The following is a 19,435-nucleotide window of genomic DNA, read 5'->3' on the forward strand; positions in this document are numbered from 1 at the left end:
TGAGTTAAGGTGGGTGAAAATAGCCGTCTTTATTTTAAATTTTAGCGTCAGGAGATTCAGTAATGCCCAGCCGTCGTGAGCGAGCCAATGCCATTCGCGCCCTAAGCATGGATGCTGTTCAAAAAGCCAACAGTGGCCACCCGGGAGCACCAATGGGCATGGCGGATATCGCCGAAGTCCTGTGGCGTGATCATCTGAAGCACAACCCTAAAAATCCCCAGTGGATCGATCGCGACCGTTTTGTGCTGTCCAATGGCCACGGTTCAATGCTGTTGTATTCGTTACTGCATCTAACGGGTTATGATGTCAACTTAGATGATCTTAAAAACTTCCGTCAATTACACAGCCGCACCCCTGGGCACCCTGAATATGGTTACACTGCTGGTGTTGAAACCACTACGGGGCCGTTGGGTCAAGGCTTAGCCAATGCAGTAGGTTTTGCTTTAGCTGAAAAAGTGCTAGGCGCACAGTTCAACCGTCCTGGCCATGAAATTGTGGATCACCAGACCTATGTGTTTTTAGGTGATGGTTGCTTGATGGAAGGTATTTCCCATGAAGTTTGTTCGTTGGCTGGTACTTTAGGTCTCAATAAACTGACTGCTTTTTACGATGACAATGGAATTTCCATTGATGGCCAAGTGCAGGGCTGGTTCAGTGATGATACGCCTCGTCGCTTTGAGGCCTATGGTTGGCATGTGATTCGTAATGTGGACGGTCACAATCCTGATGAGATTGAAGTTGCACTTGAAGCAGCACGTGAAAGCGACAAGCCCACTTTGATTTGTTGTAAAACTGTGATTGGTTTCGGTTCACCTAACCGTGCTGGTAAAGAAACCAGTCATGGCGCACCGCTGGGTGATGACGAAATTGCTTTAACGCGTGCTGAATTAAATTGGCCGCATGCACCTTTCGAAATTCCAACGGATATTTATGCCGAGTGGAATGCTGAAGAAGCAGGTGCTAAAGCTGAAGCCGAGTGGGATGCGCGCTTTGCCGCTTATGCTGCTGAATTCCCAGAGTTGGCAGCTGAGTTTAAGCGTCGTATGGCCGGTGACTTACCTGCTGAGTTCGCAGAGAAATCTGCGCAGTACATAGCAGAGGTTGCGGCTAAAGGTGAAAGCATTGCGAGTCGTAAAGCTAGCCAAAACAGTTTGAATGCTTATGGTCCATTACTGCCAGAATTGCTCGGTGGTTCTGCTGACCTAGCGGGTTCTAATCTTACTCTGTGGAGCGGTTGTAAAGGCATTTCAGAAGTGGATGCCTCAGGTAACTACGTGTTTTATGGTGTGCGTGAGTTTGGTATGAGCGCGATCATGAATGGTGTAGCGTTGCACGGTGGTTTGATTCCTTACGGTGCGACCTTCCTGATGTTTATGGAATATGCACGTAACGCAGTGCGTATGTCAGCGCTTATGAAGCAGCGTGTGCTTTATGTCTTTACTCATGACTCTATTGGCTTAGGTGAAGATGGTCCAACGCACCAACCGATTGAACAGTTGGCAAGTTTGCGTACCACGCCAAACTTAGATACTTGGCGTCCATGTGATGCGGTTGAGTCAGCTGTTGCGTGGAAGTATGCATTGGAACGCAAAGACGGTCCAAGTGCATTAATTTTTAGCCGCCAAAACTTGAACCATCAAACACGTAGTGCTGAGCAAATCACTGATATTGAACGCGGTGGATATATTTTAAAAGACTGCACAGGTGAGCCTGAGCTAATTTTGATTGCTACCGGTTCAGAAGTAGGCTTAGCGGTGGATGCGTATCAGGCGTTAACTGAGAAGGGCCATAAAGTTCGAGTCGTTTCAATGCCGTGTACCAGTGTGTTTGACGCACAAGATGCAGAATACAAACAAAGCGTTCTGCCAATTGAAGTCGGTGCGCGCATTGCCATTGAAGCTGCTCACACCGACTACTGGTACAAATACGTAGGTCTTGATGGTCGCGTGATCGGTATGCAAAGCTACGGTGAATCAGCACCAGCGAACCAACTGTTTGAAATGTTTGGTTTTACGCTTAATGATGTACTTAATGTAGCTGCTGAGTTGCTTGACGACGAGTAAGCGGTGTTATTCTGCCGCGCAGGGTTGAGTGCTATGCGCGGTTTTTTCAGTAAGGATTTTCATGTCTGCACGCCCATTTCGAGTTGCACTTAATGGTTACGGTCGTATTGGTCGTTGCGTGCTACGTGCATTAAGCGAGCGTCATAAGCAGGGAGGTGCTAATTTTGACATTATTGCCCTTAATGACATCGCTGACCAAGCCAGTATCGAATACCTCACCCGCTTTGATTCCACTCATGGCCGCTTTCCCGGTGAAGTACGGGTGGAGGGTGATTGTTTACATATCAACGGTGTATGTGTCCAAGTGCTCTGTGCGAGTGAGCCAGAGCAGGTTGATTGGGCTGCTTTAGAGATTGACTTGCTGTTGGAGTGCTCTGGGCAGTATGCCACCCGTGAAGATGCGCAGCGTTTTATTGATGCAGGAGTACCACGGGTGCTGTTCTCGCAGCCGATGGAAAGTGCAGCAGACGTTGATGCCACTATTGTTTATGGGGTCAATCATGCGACGCTAGATGGGAGTGAGAGGATAGTCTCTAATGCGTCCTGTACCACCAACTGCGGCGTACCTTTGCTTGAGTTACTCGAACAGAGTGTTGGTATTGAGCATGCTTTTATTACTACTATCCATTCTGCTATGAATGATCAGCCGGTGATTGATGCATATCACCATAAAGACTTGCGGCGCACCCGCTCTGCTTTTCAATCTGTAGTACCAGTATCAACTGGTCTTGCCCGTGGTATTGAGCGTTTACTGCCGCAGCTTAATGGTAAAATTCAAGCTAAGGCAGTGCGTGTACCTACGGTGAATGTGTCGTGCTTAGATATCACAGTAAAAACTCAGCGAGATACTGATATCACATTTATTAATCAATTGTTTAAACAAGCAGCTGCGCACGGTGCGCTGCATGGACTGCTTGATTACACTGAATTACCGCACGCCAGCTGCGATTTTAACCATGATCCACATTCGGCTATTTTTGATGCCAGTCAAACCCAGATGAGTGGACCTCGTATGCTTAGCATTGTGGCCTGGTTTGATAATGAATGGGGTTTTGCTAATCGCATGCTCGATGTTGCGCAACATTTCCTCAATATTGCCTGTACCACTAATCGCCAGTAAAGGACTGAATTCCATGACAGTGTTAAATATGACTGACCTCGATCTTACTAATCAGCGTGTTTTGATCCGTGAAGACCTTAACGTGCCAGTAAAAGACGGTGTTGTGCAAAGTGACGCACGAATTGTGGCATCTTTACCAACCATTCGTTTGGCCTTAGAAAAAGGCGCGGCGGTCATGGTTTGTTCACACTTGGGGCGTCCTGAGGAAGGGCTGTTTAGTGAAGAAAACAGCTTAGCACCGGTAGCAGCTTACTTAAGCAAAGCATTGGATCGTGAGGTGCCTTTGGTACGTGACTATCTAGATGGTGTTGAAGTTGCACCTGGTGACATCGTGTTACTGGAAAATGTGCGCTTTAATATTGGTGAGAAGAAAAATACCGATGAGCTAGCACAGAAATATGCAGCACTTTGCGATGTCTTTGTCATGGACGCTTTCGGCACTGCGCACCGTGCTCAAGGCTCTACCGAGGGTGTTGCTAAATTTGCTAAGCAAGCCTGTGCTGGACCGTTGCTTTCAGCTGAGCTAGCTGCGTTAGGTAAAGCTCTAGACGCGCCTGCGAAGCCAATGGCAGCTATTGTTGCTGGTTCTAAAGTGTCAACTAAGCTAGATGTACTCACCAGTTTATCGGATATCTGTGATCAGTTAATTGTGGGTGGTGGTATTGCTAATACCTTCCTTGCTGCTGCTGGTTTCCCTGTGGGGAAATCACTCTATGAAGCAGAGTTGGTTGATACTGCAAAAGCCATTGCAAAGAAAGTTAATGTGCCTTTGCCGGTTGATGTGGTTGTGGCTAAAGCTTTTGCTGCTGATGCGCAAGCAACGGTTAAGGCGGTCGCCGATGTGGCCGAAGACGATATGATTTTGGATATCGGTCCAGAAACAGCTCAGCAGTTTGCTGAACTGTTGAAGAACTCACAAACTATCCTGTGGAATGGTCCAGTGGGTGTGTTTGAGTTTGATCAGTTTGCTAATGGTACAAAAGTGTTGGCGCAAGCGATTGCTGCTAGTAACGCATTCTCAATTGCAGGTGGTGGTGATACGCTGGCGGCAATTGATAAGTACAATGTCGCTGACAAGATTTCGTATATTTCCACCGGTGGTGGCGCCTTCCTTGAGTTTGTTGAGGGCAAAGTTTTGCCAGCGGTAGCTGTCTTAGAAGAGCGTGCTAAAGGTTAAACCTATTTTATTAGTACACTGACTGACACTAATCGGCTTACATAGGGTGAGCCGGATCGAATTTAATGACCTTGCGGGGAAACAATATGGCTCTAATTAGTATGCGTCAAATGCTTGATCACGCCGCCGAGTTTGGCTATGGCGTACCAGCATTTAACGTGAACAACCTAGAACAAATGCGTGCAATTATGGAAGCGGCGGATAAAACAGATTCGCCAGTGATTGTTCAGGCGTCAGCAGGTGCGCGTAAATATGCTGGAGCTCCTTTCTTGCGCCATCTGATCTTAGCGGCAATTGAAGAGTTTCCTCATATCCCAGTGTGTATGCACCAAGACCACGGTACTAGTCCTGATGTTTGCCAGCGTTCTATCCAGTTGGGTTTCTCATCCGTAATGATGGATGGTTCATTGGGTGAAGACGGCAAAACACCTATGGATTATGAGTACAACGTAGATGTGACGCGTCGTACCGTTGAAATGGCGCACGCGTGCGGTGTATCTGTCGAAGGCGAGTTAGGCTGTTTAGGTAGCCTAGAAACAGGTATGGCCGGCGAAGAAGATGGGATTGGTGCAGAAGGCGTGTTGGATATGGCGCAAATGCTGACAGATCCTGAAGAAGCTGCAGACTTTGTTAAGCAAACTAAAGTGGATGCTTTAGCTATTGCGATCGGTACCAGTCACGGTGCTTACAAGTTCACTAAACCACCTACAGGCGACACCTTAGCTATTGAACGCATCAAGGAAATTCATAAGCGTATTCCGAACACGCATTTAGTAATGCATGGTTCTAGCTCTGTACCACAAGAGTGGTTACAGGTTATCAATCAGTATGGTGGTGATATTAAAGAAACCTACGGCGTGCCTGTAGAAGAAATTGTTGAAGGTATTAAGCACGGCGTGCGTAAGGTCAATATTGATACAGACCTACGTCTAGCTTCAACTGGTGCAATGCGTCGTCATATGGCGTTACATCCAAGTGAATTTGATCCACGTAAGTTCTTTGCTGAAACCGTTACGGCGATGCGTGATATCTGTATTGCTCGCTATGAAGCTTTCGGTACAGCGGGTAACGCGTCAAAAATCAAGCCAGTTTCTTTAGAAAAAATGTATCAGCGCTACGCTAGTGGTGAGTTGTACCAAAACATCAAATAAAACGCATTCTGCTTGCAGAAACCCGCTGCAATAAAGTACTTCGTTTAGAAGCTTTATTAAGGCGGGTTTTTTATTGCTTAAGGGCATGGTGCTTACACAATCATGGATTGCAGCATTAGGCTGAGGATTGGGGAGTAGGGTGAATCAGCATGACTTCCCTTTTATATATCTAAAAATTCGATATTTATAAGCTATAATTAGAACTTTTTATTAATATTTAACTGGCTACAATAGAAAAGATTAAAAATCTGGAGAGTTGATATGCGGTTGCGAAATTCATCAGATCGGTACGGTTTAGTCAGTATGGCTATGCACTGGTCGGTAGCACTAGCAGTGTTTGCGCTGTTTGCACTGGGGTTGTGGATGACCGGTTTAAGTTATTACAGCGAATGGTACCGTACGGCTCCCGCATTACATAAAAGCGTTGGAGTTGTGTTGTTTGCTGTGATGGTGTTTCGAATACTGTGGCGCTTAGTGACGCCGCAACCAGCAGCATTAAGCACTCATTCTCCGGCAGTACAATTACTCAGTCGTTTAGGTCATGCGTTACTGTACTTGGGATTGTTTGTGGTGATGATTTCAGGTTATTTGATTTCTACAGCTGATGGGCGCGGTATCAGTGTCTTTGATCTATTTGAGATTCCTGCGTTGATCACGGGTTTACCCAATCAGGCTGATTTAGCTGGTGCAGTGCATTGGTATGCGGCTTGGGTACTAGTGATTTTGGCGGGATTGCATGCTTTAGCTGCTCTAAAACACCACTTGATTGATCGCGATACCACGCTTATGCGTATGCTAGGTTGTGGCGTTAAATAATTAATATACAACGTCGACTCACAAGATAGAGGTAATAAGATGTTTAAGAAAACTTTTGCAGCATTGCTCCTTGGTTCAGTATTGACCAGTGGTGCCGTTTCAGCAGCAGATTATGTGATTGATCAGGAAGGTCAGCATGCCTTTGTCAACTTTAAAATCAGTCATTTAGGTTTTAGCTGGTTATACGGCACTTTTAAAGATTTTGATGGCACATTTAGTTATGACGCAGAGCAGCCTGAAGCGAGTAAGGTGAATGTGACCTTGCGTACAGCGAGTTTGGACAGTAACCATGCTGAGCGTGATAAGCATTTGCGCAGTGCTGATTTTTTAAATACAAGTAAGCACCCAAAGGCAACCTTTGCCTCGACTCAGGTTGTGAGTACAGGAGAAGGTACCGCTGATGTGATTGGTGATCTAACGCTCAATGGTGTAACCAAAGAGATCGTGATTGATGCGCAATTTATTGGTGAGGGTGATGATCCATGGGGTGGTTATCGTGCCGGCTTTGAAGGCACGACAACGCTTAAACTGGCTGACTTTGGTATTACTACTGATCTAGGACCAGCTTCAGAAAGTGTAGAGCTGACTTTGGCTGTTGAAGGAATTCGTCAGTGATATAACAGCAAGGCCAAGGCATTATTGCGGCACAAATATTCTCGCGCTCGGGCATGCCAGCCTAGCAGTCGGAATCCCCGTCCTTTAGGACGGGGAGCATGCCAAACGAGGTAGTGCATTGGCTTGGATACAGTCCATTAGTGTTTTGGCCGCTTTTCCAAGCGGCCTATCTTTTTGGCTGTATAAGTAAAAAGGTTGATGACGAATACTACCGGTTTGTAACGGCAGTTTCTTCAGTAAACCAATGGCTAAGTCATCAGCCACTACATGTTCAGGCAGCCAAGCAAAACCTAAGCCTGCGCGAATAAACTCAGCTGATGTAGCAAGACTTGCAACCGTCCAACGTTGTTCCGCGCCTAACCAACCGATATCACGCGGCTGACGTTCTCCTGAATCACGTATCACTACTTGCATATATGCCGATAAATCATTGGCGCTCAATTGATGTTCCAATTGATGCAGCGGGTGCTGGTGGTGAGCGACAGCAATGAAGGTAATTGAACCCAGTTCAATGGGAAGGTACCCTGTAATGTTGAGCGCACTTATAGCAATATCGGCAGCGTTATCTTGCAGTAACTCTTCTGTGCCGGAAAGTACTTCTTCCCGTAATAGTACCCTGCAGCCTTGACTTAAGGGTTTGAAGGCTTGCAGTGCTTGGACGATATTTTGACTGGGATATGCAACATCGACCACTAAACGTACTTCAGCTTCCCAACCTTCTTGCATTTGTTGAGCTAAGACCTCGAGTTGGCTTGCATCGGCGGTGAGTTGTCGTGAGCGGCGTAAGAGTACTTCCCCTATTGGAGTGAGTACCGCTTTACGGCCTTCGATACGCAATAGTGGCACGGCTAGCTGTTCTTGTAGGCGAGCAATGTTATAGCTGATGGATGATTGTGAGCAATGTAATGCCTGTGCTGCTTGTGCATAGCCGCCATGATCAATCACAGCTTGTAATATTTTCCATTGGTCTAAGGTGATGCGTGGTGCTTTCATCGGCAGGCTATCGTCAGTGATACTTAAGCTTAGGGTGTATGAATTGGTGTAGTAACACAGTTTGGGCTTGGTAGTTAAGTCGATTTATACCGTATTGCGATCCTTTAGAATGTTTGCGTTTAGAAAAATTACCGTAAACCCTCGCATAAAATCGGGGAACAGGGCAAGCATGTTGTCACACTAGATCAGCAGAAAGCATAACTAATTTATATCTTTACAGATCGACGACGAGCGTGTTCTGAGTGGCATTTAGATTATGACTGTGCGTGACAGGATCTGGTTCAGCTTATGCTGTGGGCTGTTGCTGACATCCGTTTAAAAAAACATCCACCACAAGGTCAACCCATTGTTGACGAGCAGTTTGATCAAATGAACGCAGGCCTAGACTTACTAAGCGTAGTGGTTCTAATACAACAGAAGCGATAAACAATTGAGAGAGTGGAGCAAGTGCATGACTGGTAAGATTTCCCTTAGCCTGTTCTTCTGCGAGTAGGGTTTCCAGGAGTTGTTGGCCTGCAAAAGCAGATTTTTCATCACTGAGGCGGGCCAGTTCTGGGAAACGCTCCGACTCAGCCACGATGATGTTATACATCCGTAAAGTTTTGGGATCAAGCAGTGCATCAAGCATGTGTAAGGCCAAGTCTTTTAGGCGCTCTTGCAAACTTCCTGAGTCGAGCACTATGGGCGCAAAATGTGTGCTCAACACTCGATTACTGACTGCAATAAATAAAGCTTCTTTATTGTTAAAGCGCGCGTACACCGTTGCTTTAGAGGTGCTTGCTTGTTTAGCGATGGCTTCGATGCTTGTGGCGCTAAATCCATCTTGTAAAAAATGTTCTTCAGCTGCGTCTAAAATGCGTACTTGAATATCTGCTGCTTGTTTAAGCGAAGGCCGTCCGCCTCGGCGAGTTGGCGCTTTTTTAGTTTTGTTCATTGTCGATGCTTGCTTGTCCATTGTGTTGTGTTCCAAAGTTTTATTTGAATAAACTAAACGTTGCGTTTAGTTTAAATCAAGTGGAATATTATGTTTGTGCTGTGACTTGCTCAATTGATTTAAAAATAGTGGTTGCCGTCAATGCAAGATAACAATAAAAACTTTGGAGGAGCTTCTGTGATGAATAAATTTGACCCTGATTCAGATGTATGGTTTTCATCAGTGCAGAGGCCTGAAATTATTGCTCAGGCTGACAGTATAGTGTGGGATGATGGTGCTGATTTTGTTGTAGTAGGGTATGGCGGCGCTGGAATGGCTGCAGCCTTGGAGGCGGTAGAAGGTGGCTTAGAAGTTTTAGCATTAGATCTTTTTGATGGTGGTGGCTCTACAGCTATGAATGGAGGGGTTGTGTATGCTGGCGGTGGTACCAGTGTGCAGCAAGAAGCGGGGGTCGTTGATGATGCAGAAGAAATGTATAAATATTTGCAGCTTGAAACCCAAGGAGTGATCAAAGATTCTACTTTGCGTCGGTTTTGTGAGCAAAGCCCCGCAATGATTGATTGGCTAGTGGATCATGGAGTGCGTTTTGACAGCACACTGTTTCGGGCTAAAACGTCTTATCCACCGCAAGGTTATTATCTTTATCATGCAGATAGTTCGTTAGCGCCTGCTTATGCTGCGGTTGCGAAACCAGCAGCGCGTGGCCATAAGGCTTGGTGTCCACCAACGAATGCAGCCATTGGCTTTGGTAAACACTTGACTGATCCGCTGCGTAAAAGTGCTTCTCGTAAAGGCGTTCGTTTTATGGCGCAAACTGAAGTACGGCGGCTCATTTTGGATGATAAGGGGACTGTACTCGGTGTTAGTGTGGTACAGCTACCGCCTGGCCCTGAAGCTGAGCGGTGCCGTAGGTTGATGGCGTTGGCGACCAAGTGGCAAATGATGCTGCCGAGCAGTTTTCCAGGTTTTAATATTACGAATGGTATTGCTGAACGTTATTGGAAGCGGGCTGATGAAATAAAGTCTGCACATAGCATTGTTCGTCGTATTCGTGCCCGTCATGGAGTGTGTCTGAGTACCGGTGGTTTTATTCAGAACCGTCCTATGGTGCAGCATTATGCGCCTGGCTATAGTGCTAGTATGGCGATGGGGGCTCCGGGCGATAACGGTAGTGGGATTCGCTTAGGTCAGAGTGTCGGTGGAGCTGTGGATCGCTTACAGCGCATCAGCAGTTGGCGCTTTTTGAATCCGCCACAAGCATTTTCTGCGGGAATGTTGGTGAATGCTCAGGGGGAGCGTTATGTTAACGAGGCGTTGTATGGTGCTGCTGTAGGGCAGGTACTCGGTGAAGAGCAGCAAGGTGTGGGGTGGTTGATTTTAGATAAAAACCTGTACCGTAAAGCTCAACAACAATTACGTAAAGATGACATGTTGCCGTTTCAACGGCAGCCGGGGAAATTGGCTTTACTCTTTGCTAAGAAAGCGCGGACTTTGGATCAGTTAGCCGCAAAGTGCGGCTTTGATCCACATACTTTACGTGAGACAGTAAAGCGTTATAACCACACTGCGGCGGGTTGGCAGGATGACCCTTTTGGTAAAGATCAAAGTGACATGCATAGCATTGTGGATGGGCCGTTTTATGCCATTGATGTTGGGGCGAAAAGCAAACTTTTACCGCTATCGACGATGACTGTGGGAGGCTTGATAGTGGATGAAGATACAGGGGAAGTCCTGCGAGAAGATGGCAGTCCTATACAGGGTTTATATGCTGCTGGTCGCGCAGCTTTGGGTTTACCATCGCATTTGTATATCAGTGGTTTGTCTGCTGCAGATTGTTTCTTCTCTGGGCGTCGAGCCGGTGCGCATGTGGTGGCACAAGCAACAACAGATGCCCCTACAGCTGATCCAAAAGTGTGAATCAGTGTTTAATATGCACTGCAATCTAAGCACCGACATATGTTAGCGTTTAGATTGCAGTGGACTTTTAGCCTTGTAAGTGTCGTACTCGCTTAGCCAATGCAGAGAAGTCAAAGCGACTACTGCTTGGCAATAGCAGCAAAATCAGCGAAATAATGACGGGCACCAAGGAGGCTAAAAGGAAAGATTCCAATAAGTAGGTGGTTGGTTCCCCTGGCGCTGGGAACACCAACAGGCCTGCGATTAATCCAGCTAAAGTGCTCAGCACAGCGTTATAGCTTTGGTAGCGCTCGCTATAGAAACCAAAGAACACAGGGAAAGCTGCAGCACAGCAGAGTAAGTCTGCTAATAAAAATAAGTACAGAATGCTATAACCCTGCGCAGCGACGAGTAAGACAGGTACAGACAATAAAATAATCAGCCAGCGTGAAATTAAGAGCAGTTTTTGTCCACTGAGTTGCGGTAATAAACGGTGCATATCCACTACGAAAATACTGGAAAGACCACTAATAGTAGAGTCGGCACTGCTCATGATTAAGGCCAAGCCAAAGGGTAACAGGCCAATAGCAAACCAAGTTGGAGCATCTGCTAATAGGACACTAAATAACGCGACTGAGCCGTCTCCAGGTAAGCCTAAACCGACAAAGGCTAAGCCAAATAAGCCCATAATAAAAATAATGGGGAAACTGAGTGCACCACTAAGAATAAAGCCGTTACGAATGACTTTATTATTGCGTGCGGCGAAAACACGTTGCCAAGTGCCTTGGTAAAAGAGCCCAGTGAGAACCACGGCGATAAAGAATGTAAGGCCAGATTTTAGGCCGTTGAGGTCCCAAGGATTTAAGAGCTGTGGGGCTTTATCTTGTAGACCTTGTAGCGCAGGAGCGATCCCCCCAGTGGCGTGCCAGCCAAAAGAAACGAGTACAATTAAAAATGGAATGATAACTAGCATCTGTAAGCGGTCGGTAAAAATAGTGACACGCAAACCACCGTAGAGGGTATAGAGCAGAGTTGCTGCCATAACAATGCTAGCGGTCAGCCACAAAGGCACTGGGGCCAGTAATGACACCATTTTAGCAATCGCGGTGAGCCCAGCAGTGAGGCTGATAAACATATAGAACATCATAATGATCAGTACGAAAGCATACATGACACGTCCGTATCGGCCTAGGACAAACTCAGTCAAGGCATGACCTTCAGGCATCAAGGTGCGAATGCGATTGCCTAGAGGAATCATGATTAAGCGGGGTACCAAAGCTCCTAGTGCATAACCAGTCACAGCGCCAATCCCACCCCACGTTGCGGCTTGCGCTGGACCAAATAAAATCCAAGTGCCCAAGGTGGTAGCTAATAAGGTGAGCAGTGTTGCGGTGCTGTTTTGGCTGTTACGGGCAACTAGAAAGTCATCCAGCTTATCTTGCGCTTGGCGTGCGTAGAGCAAGCCCGGAACAGCAAAAAGTATGGCGAATGCAGTGAGCCACACTACAGCAGTTGAAGTACTTAACATGGGTGGTTTCCTTGCCATTCGGCATTCGTATATACGCCTCTGTGGCGTAGAACAGGTACGACAGCAAAGAAATGAAAGGTGCGCAAAGGCAAGGCTATGATTAGCATTCTCCATCCCTTCGCTGGCATTACCCAGATCAGGTTCAAAGGGTTACTGCGCAGTTGCAGAGTCTCAGCCGTGATGTGGCGCCCCTTGGATGGCATACAGACTAAAAAGCTTGTGGGTGATTGTCAATTTTATCTGTTACTCCCTGTGCTGCTCGGTGTCGCTGTCTATAGTTTCATAGGGGATGTGTGCTATGGTTTTCGCTCGGCACGGGGTGTCCTTCTTTTGGGGCTGAGAGTATACCCGTTGAACCTGATCCAGTTCATACTGGCGAAGGGATGTCTGTCGCAGGTTAAGTTCCAGTCTGTCTATACATACCTTCGCCTCTTTTTTGAGGTGTCTAATGCAAAATTTTACCCGTCTTGATCAACAGCTGGTGCTGATTACTGGTGCAGCACGTGGTTTAGGGGCGCATTTGGTGCGTGCCTTTTTGCGTGAAGGTGCACGAGTAGTGATCAATTATTGCAACAGTGCTGAGGCAGCACAAAAATTGGCCAACGAAGCGCCAGATCAGCTGTTAGCGATTCAAGCGGATGTCACCGACAAAGAAGCGGTACAAGCGATGTTTATGCGGGCACGTGAGCATTTTGGTATGCCAGTCACCACCGTGATCAACAATGCTTTACCCAGTTTTTCTTTTAATGGTGACGCACGGCCAAGTGTTGAAGCTTTAACTCTTGCACATTTAAATCAGCAGTTTGAGGGTGTGGTTGGTGGTGCGCTCAATACAACGCAAGCTGCCTTGGCGGGTATGCGCGAAGCTGGTTTTGGTCGTATTGTGAATATCGGCACTAATTTATTTCAAAACCCTGTGGTGCCTTATCATGATTACACCGCAGGTAAGGCTGCCTTGTTGTCATTGACTCGTACTTTATCTCAAGATCTGGGTCCCGATAATGTAACGGTGAATATGGTATCTGGTGGTTTATTGCGTACCACAGATGCTTCTGCTGCAACTCCTGAGGCTGTATTTGAATACATTGCACAGAATACACCGCTGCGTCGTGTTACTACTCCAGCAGAGTTTGCCGATGCTATTTTATTTTTTGCTTCGCCTTGGGCGCGTGCGGTTACAGGGCAGAACCTCATTGTTGATGGTGGCTTGGTGAAAAACTGATGAGTACTGAACAAAAACAGCAACGCATGATGCATATTAATTTGTTTATTATGGGTTGTGGTCATCATAAAGCGGCTTGGCGCCATCCTGACTCTATGGTTGAGCAATTGGGTGATATCGCTTACTACGAGCGTTTAGCGCAAATTGCTGAGCGTGGCAAGCTAGATGCGGTATTTTTTGCAGATGGTGCTTCGGTGGGGAATGTTTCTGATGGGAGTCCTTGGTTTTTAGAACCGCTGACTGCTGTAGCTGCAATGAGTCGTGCTACAGAAAAAATCGGGTTTATCAGTACGGTCTCCAGTACTTTTTACACGCCATTTCATGCGGCGCGTTTGGTTGCATCGTTAGACCATATCAGTAAAGGCCGGATTGGTTGGAATGTGGTTACTTCGATGTTTGATGTGGAAGCGCGTAACCATGGCTATCAAACGATGCCACCTCATGCTGAGCGTTATCGTCGTGCAGAAGAATTTGTCAAAACAGTGTTAGGGTTGTGGGATTCTTGGCAAGATGATGCTGTAGAGTTTGATCGCCAGGGACATTATGCTAACCCAGATAAAGTACAGCCGATTAACCATGAGGGAGAGTTCTTTTTAGTGGATGGGCCATTGAATATCCCGCGCCCAGTGCAAGGACATCCAGTACTTTTTCAAGCAGGTGCTTCGGAACAAGGCCGTACTTTGGCGGCGCAATGTGCCGAAGCGATTTATGCGGTAGCTTACGATTTACCTGCTGCTCAAAGTTATTATCGAGACATTAAGCAGCGGGTGAAAGCTTCTGGACGTAACGCTGAGGTGCCGATTATGCCTGGTTTAGTGACCTATGTAGCTGCAACAGAGGAAGAGGCGCGGGCGAAACAACGTGAGTTGGATGAGTTGTTGCCAGTGGACGCTTCTTTACGTCAGTTGAGTGTGTTTACGGAGCAGGACTGTATGACTTGGGAGTTGGATGCGCCTGTTCCTCAATTGCCTCCATTATCTGAGTTTAAAGGTCCACAAGGACGTTACAGCACTATTTTGCGCATTATTGAGACAGAAAGCCCCACAGTACGTCAGTTACTAGGCCGTTTAGCAGCAGGTGGCGGTCATTGCACCATGGTAGGTACTCCTGAACACATTGCTGATAAGATGGAAAAATGGTTTCGCAATGAGGGAGCCGATGGCTTTAATTTAATGCCACCATCGTTACCTGAAGGCATTGAGGATTTTGTTGAGCAAGTGATTCCCGAGCTGCAACGTCGTGGTTTATTTCGTACTGAGTATGAAGGCAGTACTTTGCGCGAACATTTAGGCTTGGCCCGTCCTAATCATTATTAATCATTAATTGTGCGGTATTGTTCTGCAGAAAAGAGATGTCATGTGATGCAAAGACTTATACAGAGAATGATCAGTGGTGCTTTATTGAGCAGTGTGTCGTTAGGAGTGCTGGCGGCAGTAGATGTTGAACAGAAGGTGCCATTGATTGCACCTAAGATTGTGGAGGTTTCAGAGTTACATCAATGTTTTGATGAATCAGAAAATTCCTCTTGTGCAGAAATCAAACTTCAGGCAGAAATCACTGGCCTTGCTTGGTTGGATCAACAGTTGTTGGCAAAGCTGCATTTGACTGAAGTAAGCGATGTGATGGAATTGGATGCGCACATAAAATTGTTACAGCAGCAAAGTACAGACTGGCTGAAATCTAGTATTGATGATATTGCAGAGGTGCGTGGAGAGGATGCTTCGGCTTTTATTGCCTATGAGCATTCTGACAGCTTAAGGTTTATTGCTCAGCGGTACCATTTAGCCAGTTTTAAGCAGTTCTCTTATATGTACAGTGGCGGAGCTCATGGTATGCATGGGACGCGGTATTTTTTATATGACTTAAAAGATAAGAAGCAATTGCTATTAGCGGATATTTTGGAAGACAGTGTGCATTACACCTTGGTAGGTATGCTGCGAGAGGTCTATCGATATGAATATCCTGATTATGCGCAAAGTTGGATTGGGAATAGTGTAGAGGAACAAGCTGAAGTACTGTTGACTGATAACTTTTTTTTCCATGAACACGGTATCACCTTTAGTTACCCACCCTATGTCTTAGGGCCGTATGCGGAAGGTGAAATACAACTTGCTTTAGATTTTGGTCAATTAAATGGTGTTTTAAAATCAGAATACTTGTTTGGCTTTTAAGCAAACTAGACTCAACCAATATTTGGGTCTAGCTTGCTTCAGTTGGACCTTATTAGTGCGTTGAAGGTAAGTCACTGACAAGATCATTCAAGTCCATGGATGGAGTAAATTCTGCACAATCTTTCTCTGGTCCTTGGCTATCGGGCTGCAATACTGCACGTAAATAACCAATGCCATAGCGCTGAGCACTTCGCAGCACAGGAAGGCTGTCATCAATAAATAAACTGCGTTCAGGCTGGAAGTCCACTGCTTGGCTTAAACACTCCCAAAAACGTTGGTCTTCTTTTGGGTAGCCGTAGTCGTGCGAGCTAATGATGACGTCTAGGAATGGCTCTAAATGAACTTTTTTAAGTTTGATGTCTAAAGAGGCGCGATGGGCATTGGTGATTAAAATACAGCGTTTACCGGCTTTTTGCAGTGCCTGTAAAAACTGATCAGAATTTGCGCGTAAGTTGATTAAATGCGCAGTATTTTGTTTCATTTGACGAATAGGTAACTCGAGTTTTTCAGTCCAAAAATCGACACAGTACCATTGAATCTGGCCAGTATAAGAAGCCAGTAGTGGTCTGATATAGGCATCAGCAGCTGCGCGCGAGATACCGTTTTTATCTGCATAATATTGCGGCATATAATCGAGCCAAAAGACATTGTCGAAGTGTAAGTCCAGTAAAGTACCGTCCATATCTAATAAAACGGTATCAATTTTGTCCCACGGTAGCTGCGGCATCGCTCATTCTCTCTAAAACTGTGTGTTCAAGCGCGCTATGATACCCGTATAAGTATTTGGAGTTTTGTTATGCGAGATAAGCCAGTCATTTTGTCCACTGAAGAAGTGGCGCGTAGTCGTATTTTTCGTGTTGAGCAATTACAACTGCGTTTTAGCAATGGTGTAGAGCGCACTTACGAGCGTTTGCGTGGTAAGGCCGGTGGTTTAGGTGCAGTCATGATTGTCGCAATGCACGATGAAGAACATGTCGTATTAGTTGAAGAGTACTGCGCAGGGACTGAGTCTTATGAGTTATCACTGCCGAAAGGTTTAATTGATCCTGGCGAGGATGCTCTGCAAGCAGCCAATCGAGAGTTACAAGAGGAAGCAGGCCTTGCTGCGCGCTCATTGGAACTGATTACCGAATTAAGTCTATCACCAGGGTATATGAGCCAACGTATTCATGTGGTGTTGGCACGTGACTTATATCCATCACGTTTAGAAGGGGATGAGCCTGAGCCTATGCGGGTTGAAACAACGAGCATACGGAACTTGTTAGGACTATTAGAACATCCACAGTTTTCTGAAGGCCGTGCATTAGCTGCTATGTATGTCGTACGTGATTTACTCTTGCAGCGTGGAGAATTAAAAGCATGATGCACCCTTTAGTTGAGCCTGTCTTGGCGTTAGTGGACGCAGCTGGACAAGCTACTTTGGCTTATTGGCAAGCAGATGTTGCAGTGGATATTAAAGAGGATGACTCCCCAGTAACTGCAGCCGATATGGCTGCGCATCGAGTGTTGGCGGCGGGCTTGTCTGAGTTGGATGCGAATATTTTTGTTTTGTCAGAGGAGGATTGTGAGATCCCATTGGCAGAGCGTCAGCAGTGGCAGCGTTGGTGGCTAGTGGATCCACTAGACGGCACCAAAGAATTTATCAGTGGTACCGCTGAATATACTGTTAATGTGGCGTTGATCGAGCAAGGAAATGTGGTTTTTGGTGTGGTGGGAGTGCCTGTTACTGGTGAGATTTATTATGGGGGTGCTGCCTTTGGTGCATATTGCCGTGATAAAGATGGTAATACACGTCATCTACATATGCGTAGGGCGTCATACGATGAATTAGTGGTGGTGGCCAGTCGCCGTCATACGAGTCCAGCGCAGGAAGCTCTACTCGATCACTTGGCGCATAATGTACCAGCGCTGCAGCTTGTTAATGTCGGAAGTTCACTCAAATTTTGCCAGATGGCCGAAGGTGCTGCAGATTTTTATCCGCGTTTGGCTCCAACCTCTCAATGGGATACTGCTGCCGCACAAGCTGTATTAGAGGGCGCTGGCGGCGAGGTTTTAAACTTACAAGGTCAAGTGTTGACCTATGCTGCACAAGTCGGTTACTTAAACCCGTTTTTTGTTGCGCTGCCAAAGCAAGCACCTTGGCGTGAGCCGTTTTTAGAGTATCTTGCGCAGACACAGAGTTGAATAGATTTAGCGCAGTTAGCGTAATTCTCGCTGGTAAGACGGGGATATTAGTTGGAGTAAAATAGCATTACCTAAATGTTATGAAACATAGCTAATGTACGGGATGGTTTTCAGCATAAAGATACTTTAACTCTGATTTACAGGCCGACTAACGTCTTAAAGCGGAGCGAATCAAAGCACTGCAAACTAAGATTTTTAAAATAAGAATAAGGCTTATGACTCAGAAAACTCCAGAACTATTGCGGGTGATTATTGCCGGTGCTTTAGTGCTACTGGTCGTACATACTTTAGGGCGCTTTATTTATACCCCGTTATTGCCTTGGTTGGTGAAAGACGGGGTTTTGAGCTTAAAGCAGGGCGCTGATATTGCCAGTTGGAACTACTTAGGTTATTTGATTGGCGCATTATTAGCGATGCGTTGGCATCGCGTTGCGCAGATTCGTAAAATATTACCTTGGGCTTTAGCCATTAATGTTTTGAGTACCTTATTGCAAACTCAAGCAGAAACAGTGGAGGCGCTGTCTGTTTTACGTTTGATTAATGGCATTACTAATGGATTGGTTTTTGTTCAAGCACCTTCATTTATTTTGGAATGGTTGGCACGTCACGGTCGTGCGACAGCCAGTGGTTTAGTTTATTTAGGTGTGGGTTTTGGCTTAGTGGTATCTAGTGCGCTAGTGGCGATTCCGGCACAGTGGCTAGACGGCCCTGAGCGCTGGTGGCCCGCATTTGTCCTCAGCGTACCTTTAGCCTGGTGGGGGTGGTGTCAGCTTAGGGGCTTAGATATACCTGAGCCACTTGAAAAAGCTCTGTCCACTGATATTACTGCACCATCCATGCGCTTATTTGATCGAGCAAGTACGCCTTTATTTCTGTCATATGCGGGAGCGGGTTTAGGCTATATCTTACCCATGACTTTCTTGCCGATGTTGGCCAGTATTGAGCTAGCACCTGATAGTTTTTTGGTGAATGGAAGTTGGTTGTTAGTTGCTTTAGCAACTCTACCAGCACCATGGATATGGAATAAGTTGGGGGCATTGCTTGGTGACGCATTAGCGTTAAGATTCAATTATATTTTACAGTTGCTCAGTGTTTTGGCGGTATTGCTATTGCCGAGTGCGTGGGGAGTTGTGATTTGCGCACTTTTAATTGGTGGTACTTTTTTAGGTGCCGTGTTGCTAACGCAGCGTTTAGCTCGAACTTTGCATCCTCATCAAGGGCCACGTTTGTCGGCTGCATTGGTTGCTTTATATGGTTTTACCCAGTTGGCTGGGCCTTGGCTTACAGCGCAATGGTTAGCTGCTAATGGAAGCTTACAAGGAGCTTTTTGGTTGGGTGCCGGTGCTTTATTTTGGGGGTTGACTTGGGCTCTTCTTGTACCAGAAAAGAGCAAATAAAAAAATTGATCTATATCAAGTAGGCTTCAAATATCTGTATGGCAAAATATTTAATTCCTTTAAGTATTGTTGCTATGAGCTGTTGGGAGTCTGAGTATTCAGAATTCCTTACTTCTTATATTGTCAATTAATATTAACGGTTAATAAGCAGTGCAGTGGTTGCACCTT

Annotated in this window: 17 protein-coding genes and 2 riboswitches; of the genes, 13 read left to right on the forward strand and 4 right to left on the reverse strand. The window is 46.1% G+C overall.

From position 1 onward, the window contains the following. Positions 1-62: 62 nt before the first annotated feature. From tkt to TOI97_RS02215, 6 genes are all read left to right on the forward strand, one after another. Positions 63-2,063 (forward strand): transketolase, encoded by a 2,001-nt coding sequence (gene tkt / locus TOI97_RS02190; RefSeq protein ID WP_321552495.1) that lies wholly within the window; start codon positions 63-65, stop codon positions 2,061-2,063. Between the two features lie 61 nt (positions 2,064-2,124). Further along, positions 2,125-3,183, forward strand: a complete 1,059-nt coding sequence (gene epd / locus TOI97_RS02195; RefSeq protein WP_321552496.1) for an erythrose-4-phosphate dehydrogenase — start codon at positions 2,125-2,127, stop codon at positions 3,181-3,183. A 13-nt stretch (positions 3,184-3,196) separates the two neighbouring features. Continuing rightward, entirely contained in the window at positions 3,197-4,360 is a 1,164-nt protein-coding gene (locus tag TOI97_RS02200) for a phosphoglycerate kinase (RefSeq protein WP_321552497.1), read from the forward strand. An 86-nt stretch (positions 4,361-4,446) separates the two neighbouring features. After that, positions 4,447-5,511: a class II fructose-bisphosphate aldolase gene (gene fba, locus TOI97_RS02205; protein WP_321552498.1), complete on the forward strand. Its 1,065-nt coding sequence runs from the start codon at positions 4,447-4,449 to the stop codon at positions 5,509-5,511. Between the two features lie 261 nt (positions 5,512-5,772). Further along, a complete protein-coding gene (locus tag TOI97_RS02210) occupies positions 5,773-6,327 on the forward strand; it encodes a cytochrome b (protein WP_321552499.1) in 555 nt (184 codons plus the stop codon). 39 nt (positions 6,328-6,366) lie between these two features. After that, the gene (locus TOI97_RS02215; protein WP_321552500.1) at positions 6,367-6,942 is read left to right on the forward strand and encodes a YceI family protein; all 576 of its coding nucleotides are present in this window, start codon (positions 6,367-6,369) and stop codon (positions 6,940-6,942) included. An 84-nt stretch (positions 6,943-7,026) separates the two neighbouring features. Here TOI97_RS02215 and TOI97_RS02220 read toward each other — a convergent pair whose 3' ends face one another. Then, on the reverse strand, positions 7,027-7,935 hold the full coding sequence (locus tag TOI97_RS02220; RefSeq protein WP_321552501.1) for a LysR family transcriptional regulator: 909 nt from the start codon (positions 7,933-7,935) through the stop codon (positions 7,027-7,029). Positions 7,936-8,221: 286 nt separating this feature from the next. Next, the gene (locus TOI97_RS02225; protein WP_321552502.1) at positions 8,222-8,890 is read right to left on the reverse strand and encodes a TetR/AcrR family transcriptional regulator; all 669 of its coding nucleotides are present in this window, start codon (positions 8,888-8,890) and stop codon (positions 8,222-8,224) included. 159 nt (positions 8,891-9,049) lie between these two features. Between TOI97_RS02225 and TOI97_RS02230 the strand changes: the two genes are divergently transcribed. Beyond that, complete coding sequence (locus tag TOI97_RS02230; RefSeq protein ID WP_321552503.1) at positions 9,050-10,786, forward strand: FAD-binding protein; 1,737 nt, start codon at positions 9,050-9,052, stop codon at positions 10,784-10,786. Positions 10,787-10,853: 67 nt separating this feature from the next. Here the strand turns inward: TOI97_RS02230 and TOI97_RS02235 are convergent, their stop codons facing one another. Further along, positions 10,854-12,293, reverse strand: a complete 1,440-nt coding sequence (locus TOI97_RS02235) for a sodium:solute symporter family transporter (RefSeq protein WP_321552504.1) — start codon at positions 12,291-12,293, stop codon at positions 10,854-10,856. A gap of 96 nt (positions 12,294-12,389) precedes the next feature. Continuing rightward, positions 12,390-12,496, reverse strand: a riboswitch (TPP riboswitch). A gap of 102 nt (positions 12,497-12,598) precedes the next feature. After that, a riboswitch (TPP riboswitch) is annotated at positions 12,599-12,694 on the forward strand. A 47-nt stretch (positions 12,695-12,741) separates the two neighbouring features. Between TOI97_RS02235 and TOI97_RS02240 the strand changes: the two genes are divergently transcribed. From TOI97_RS02240 to TOI97_RS02250, 3 genes are read left to right on the forward strand one after another with little or no spacing between them, the layout of a single operon-like run. Next, positions 12,742-13,515: a 3-oxoacyl-ACP reductase gene (locus TOI97_RS02240; protein WP_321552505.1), complete on the forward strand. Its 774-nt coding sequence runs from the start codon at positions 12,742-12,744 to the stop codon at positions 13,513-13,515. Next, the gene (locus TOI97_RS02245) at positions 13,515-14,831 is read left to right on the forward strand and encodes an LLM class flavin-dependent oxidoreductase (RefSeq protein ID WP_321552506.1); all 1,317 of its coding nucleotides are present in this window, start codon (positions 13,515-13,517) and stop codon (positions 14,829-14,831) included. Before TOI97_RS02240 ends, TOI97_RS02245 begins: the two co-directional genes overlap by 1 nt. A gap of 45 nt (positions 14,832-14,876) precedes the next feature. Beyond that, positions 14,877-15,686 (forward strand): DUF3298 and DUF4163 domain-containing protein, encoded by an 810-nt coding sequence (locus TOI97_RS02250; protein ID WP_321552507.1) that lies wholly within the window; start codon positions 14,877-14,879, stop codon positions 15,684-15,686. Between the two features lie 52 nt (positions 15,687-15,738). Here the strand turns inward: TOI97_RS02250 and yrfG are convergent, their stop codons facing one another. Then, a complete protein-coding gene (gene yrfG, locus TOI97_RS02255; protein ID WP_321552508.1) occupies positions 15,739-16,413 on the reverse strand; it encodes a GMP/IMP nucleotidase in 675 nt (224 codons plus the stop codon). Positions 16,414-16,482: 69 nt separating this feature from the next. Here yrfG and nudE point away from each other — a divergent pair, with 69 nt between their 5' ends. From nudE to TOI97_RS02270, 3 genes are all read left to right on the forward strand, one after another. Further along, entirely contained in the window at positions 16,483-17,049 is a 567-nt protein-coding gene (gene nudE, locus TOI97_RS02260; RefSeq protein ID WP_321552509.1) for an ADP compounds hydrolase NudE, read from the forward strand. Continuing rightward, complete coding sequence (gene cysQ / locus TOI97_RS02265; protein ID WP_321552510.1) at positions 17,046-17,870, forward strand: 3'(2'),5'-bisphosphate nucleotidase CysQ; 825 nt, start codon at positions 17,046-17,048, stop codon at positions 17,868-17,870. Before nudE ends, cysQ begins: the two co-directional genes overlap by 4 nt. A 215-nt stretch (positions 17,871-18,085) precedes the next feature. Further along, entirely contained in the window at positions 18,086-19,267 is a 1,182-nt protein-coding gene (locus TOI97_RS02270; RefSeq protein ID WP_321552511.1) for a YbfB/YjiJ family MFS transporter, read from the forward strand. Positions 19,268-19,435: the final 168 nt, after the last annotated feature.

Origin of the sequence: Denitrificimonas halotolerans, assembly GCF_034259425.1 — a bacterium.
GTDB classification, from domain to species: Bacteria; Pseudomonadota; Gammaproteobacteria; order Pseudomonadales; family Pseudomonadaceae; genus Denitrificimonas; species Denitrificimonas halotolerans.

Coding starts and splice junctions, on each gene's coding strand:
- cysQ (WP_321552510.1), top strand. CDS start 17,046: ATGATGCACCCTTTAGTTGAGCCTGTCTTGGCGTTAGTGGACGCAGCT.
- TOI97_RS02250 (WP_321552507.1), top strand. CDS start 14,877: ATGCAAAGACTTATACAGAGAATGATCAGTGGTGCTTTATTGAGCAGT.
- nudE (WP_321552509.1), top strand. CDS start 16,483: ATGCGAGATAAGCCAGTCATTTTGTCCACTGAAGAAGTGGCGCGTAGT.
- tkt (WP_321552495.1), top strand. CDS start 63: ATGCCCAGCCGTCGTGAGCGAGCCAATGCCATTCGCGCCCTAAGCATG.
- TOI97_RS02230 (WP_321552503.1), top strand. CDS start 9,050: ATGAATAAATTTGACCCTGATTCAGATGTATGGTTTTCATCAGTGCAG.
- epd (WP_321552496.1), top strand. CDS start 2,125: ATGTCTGCACGCCCATTTCGAGTTGCACTTAATGGTTACGGTCGTATT.
- TOI97_RS02210 (WP_321552499.1), top strand. CDS start 5,773: ATGCGGTTGCGAAATTCATCAGATCGGTACGGTTTAGTCAGTATGGCT.
- TOI97_RS02200 (WP_321552497.1), top strand. CDS start 3,197: ATGACAGTGTTAAATATGACTGACCTCGATCTTACTAATCAGCGTGTT.
- TOI97_RS02220 (WP_321552501.1), bottom strand. CDS start 7,935: ATGAAAGCACCACGCATCACCTTAGACCAATGGAAAATATTACAAGCT.
- TOI97_RS02235 (WP_321552504.1), bottom strand. CDS start 12,293: ATGTTAAGTACTTCAACTGCTGTAGTGTGGCTCACTGCATTCGCCATA.
- fba (WP_321552498.1), top strand. CDS start 4,447: ATGGCTCTAATTAGTATGCGTCAAATGCTTGATCACGCCGCCGAGTTT.
- TOI97_RS02225 (WP_321552502.1), bottom strand. CDS start 8,890: ATGGACAAGCAAGCATCGACAATGAACAAAACTAAAAAAGCGCCAACT.
- yrfG (WP_321552508.1), bottom strand. CDS start 16,413: ATGCCGCAGCTACCGTGGGACAAAATTGATACCGTTTTATTAGATATG.
- TOI97_RS02215 (WP_321552500.1), top strand. CDS start 6,367: ATGTTTAAGAAAACTTTTGCAGCATTGCTCCTTGGTTCAGTATTGACC.
- TOI97_RS02240 (WP_321552505.1), top strand. CDS start 12,742: ATGCAAAATTTTACCCGTCTTGATCAACAGCTGGTGCTGATTACTGGT.
- TOI97_RS02245 (WP_321552506.1), top strand. CDS start 13,515: ATGAGTACTGAACAAAAACAGCAACGCATGATGCATATTAATTTGTTT.
- TOI97_RS02270 (WP_321552511.1), top strand. CDS start 18,086: ATGACTCAGAAAACTCCAGAACTATTGCGGGTGATTATTGCCGGTGCT.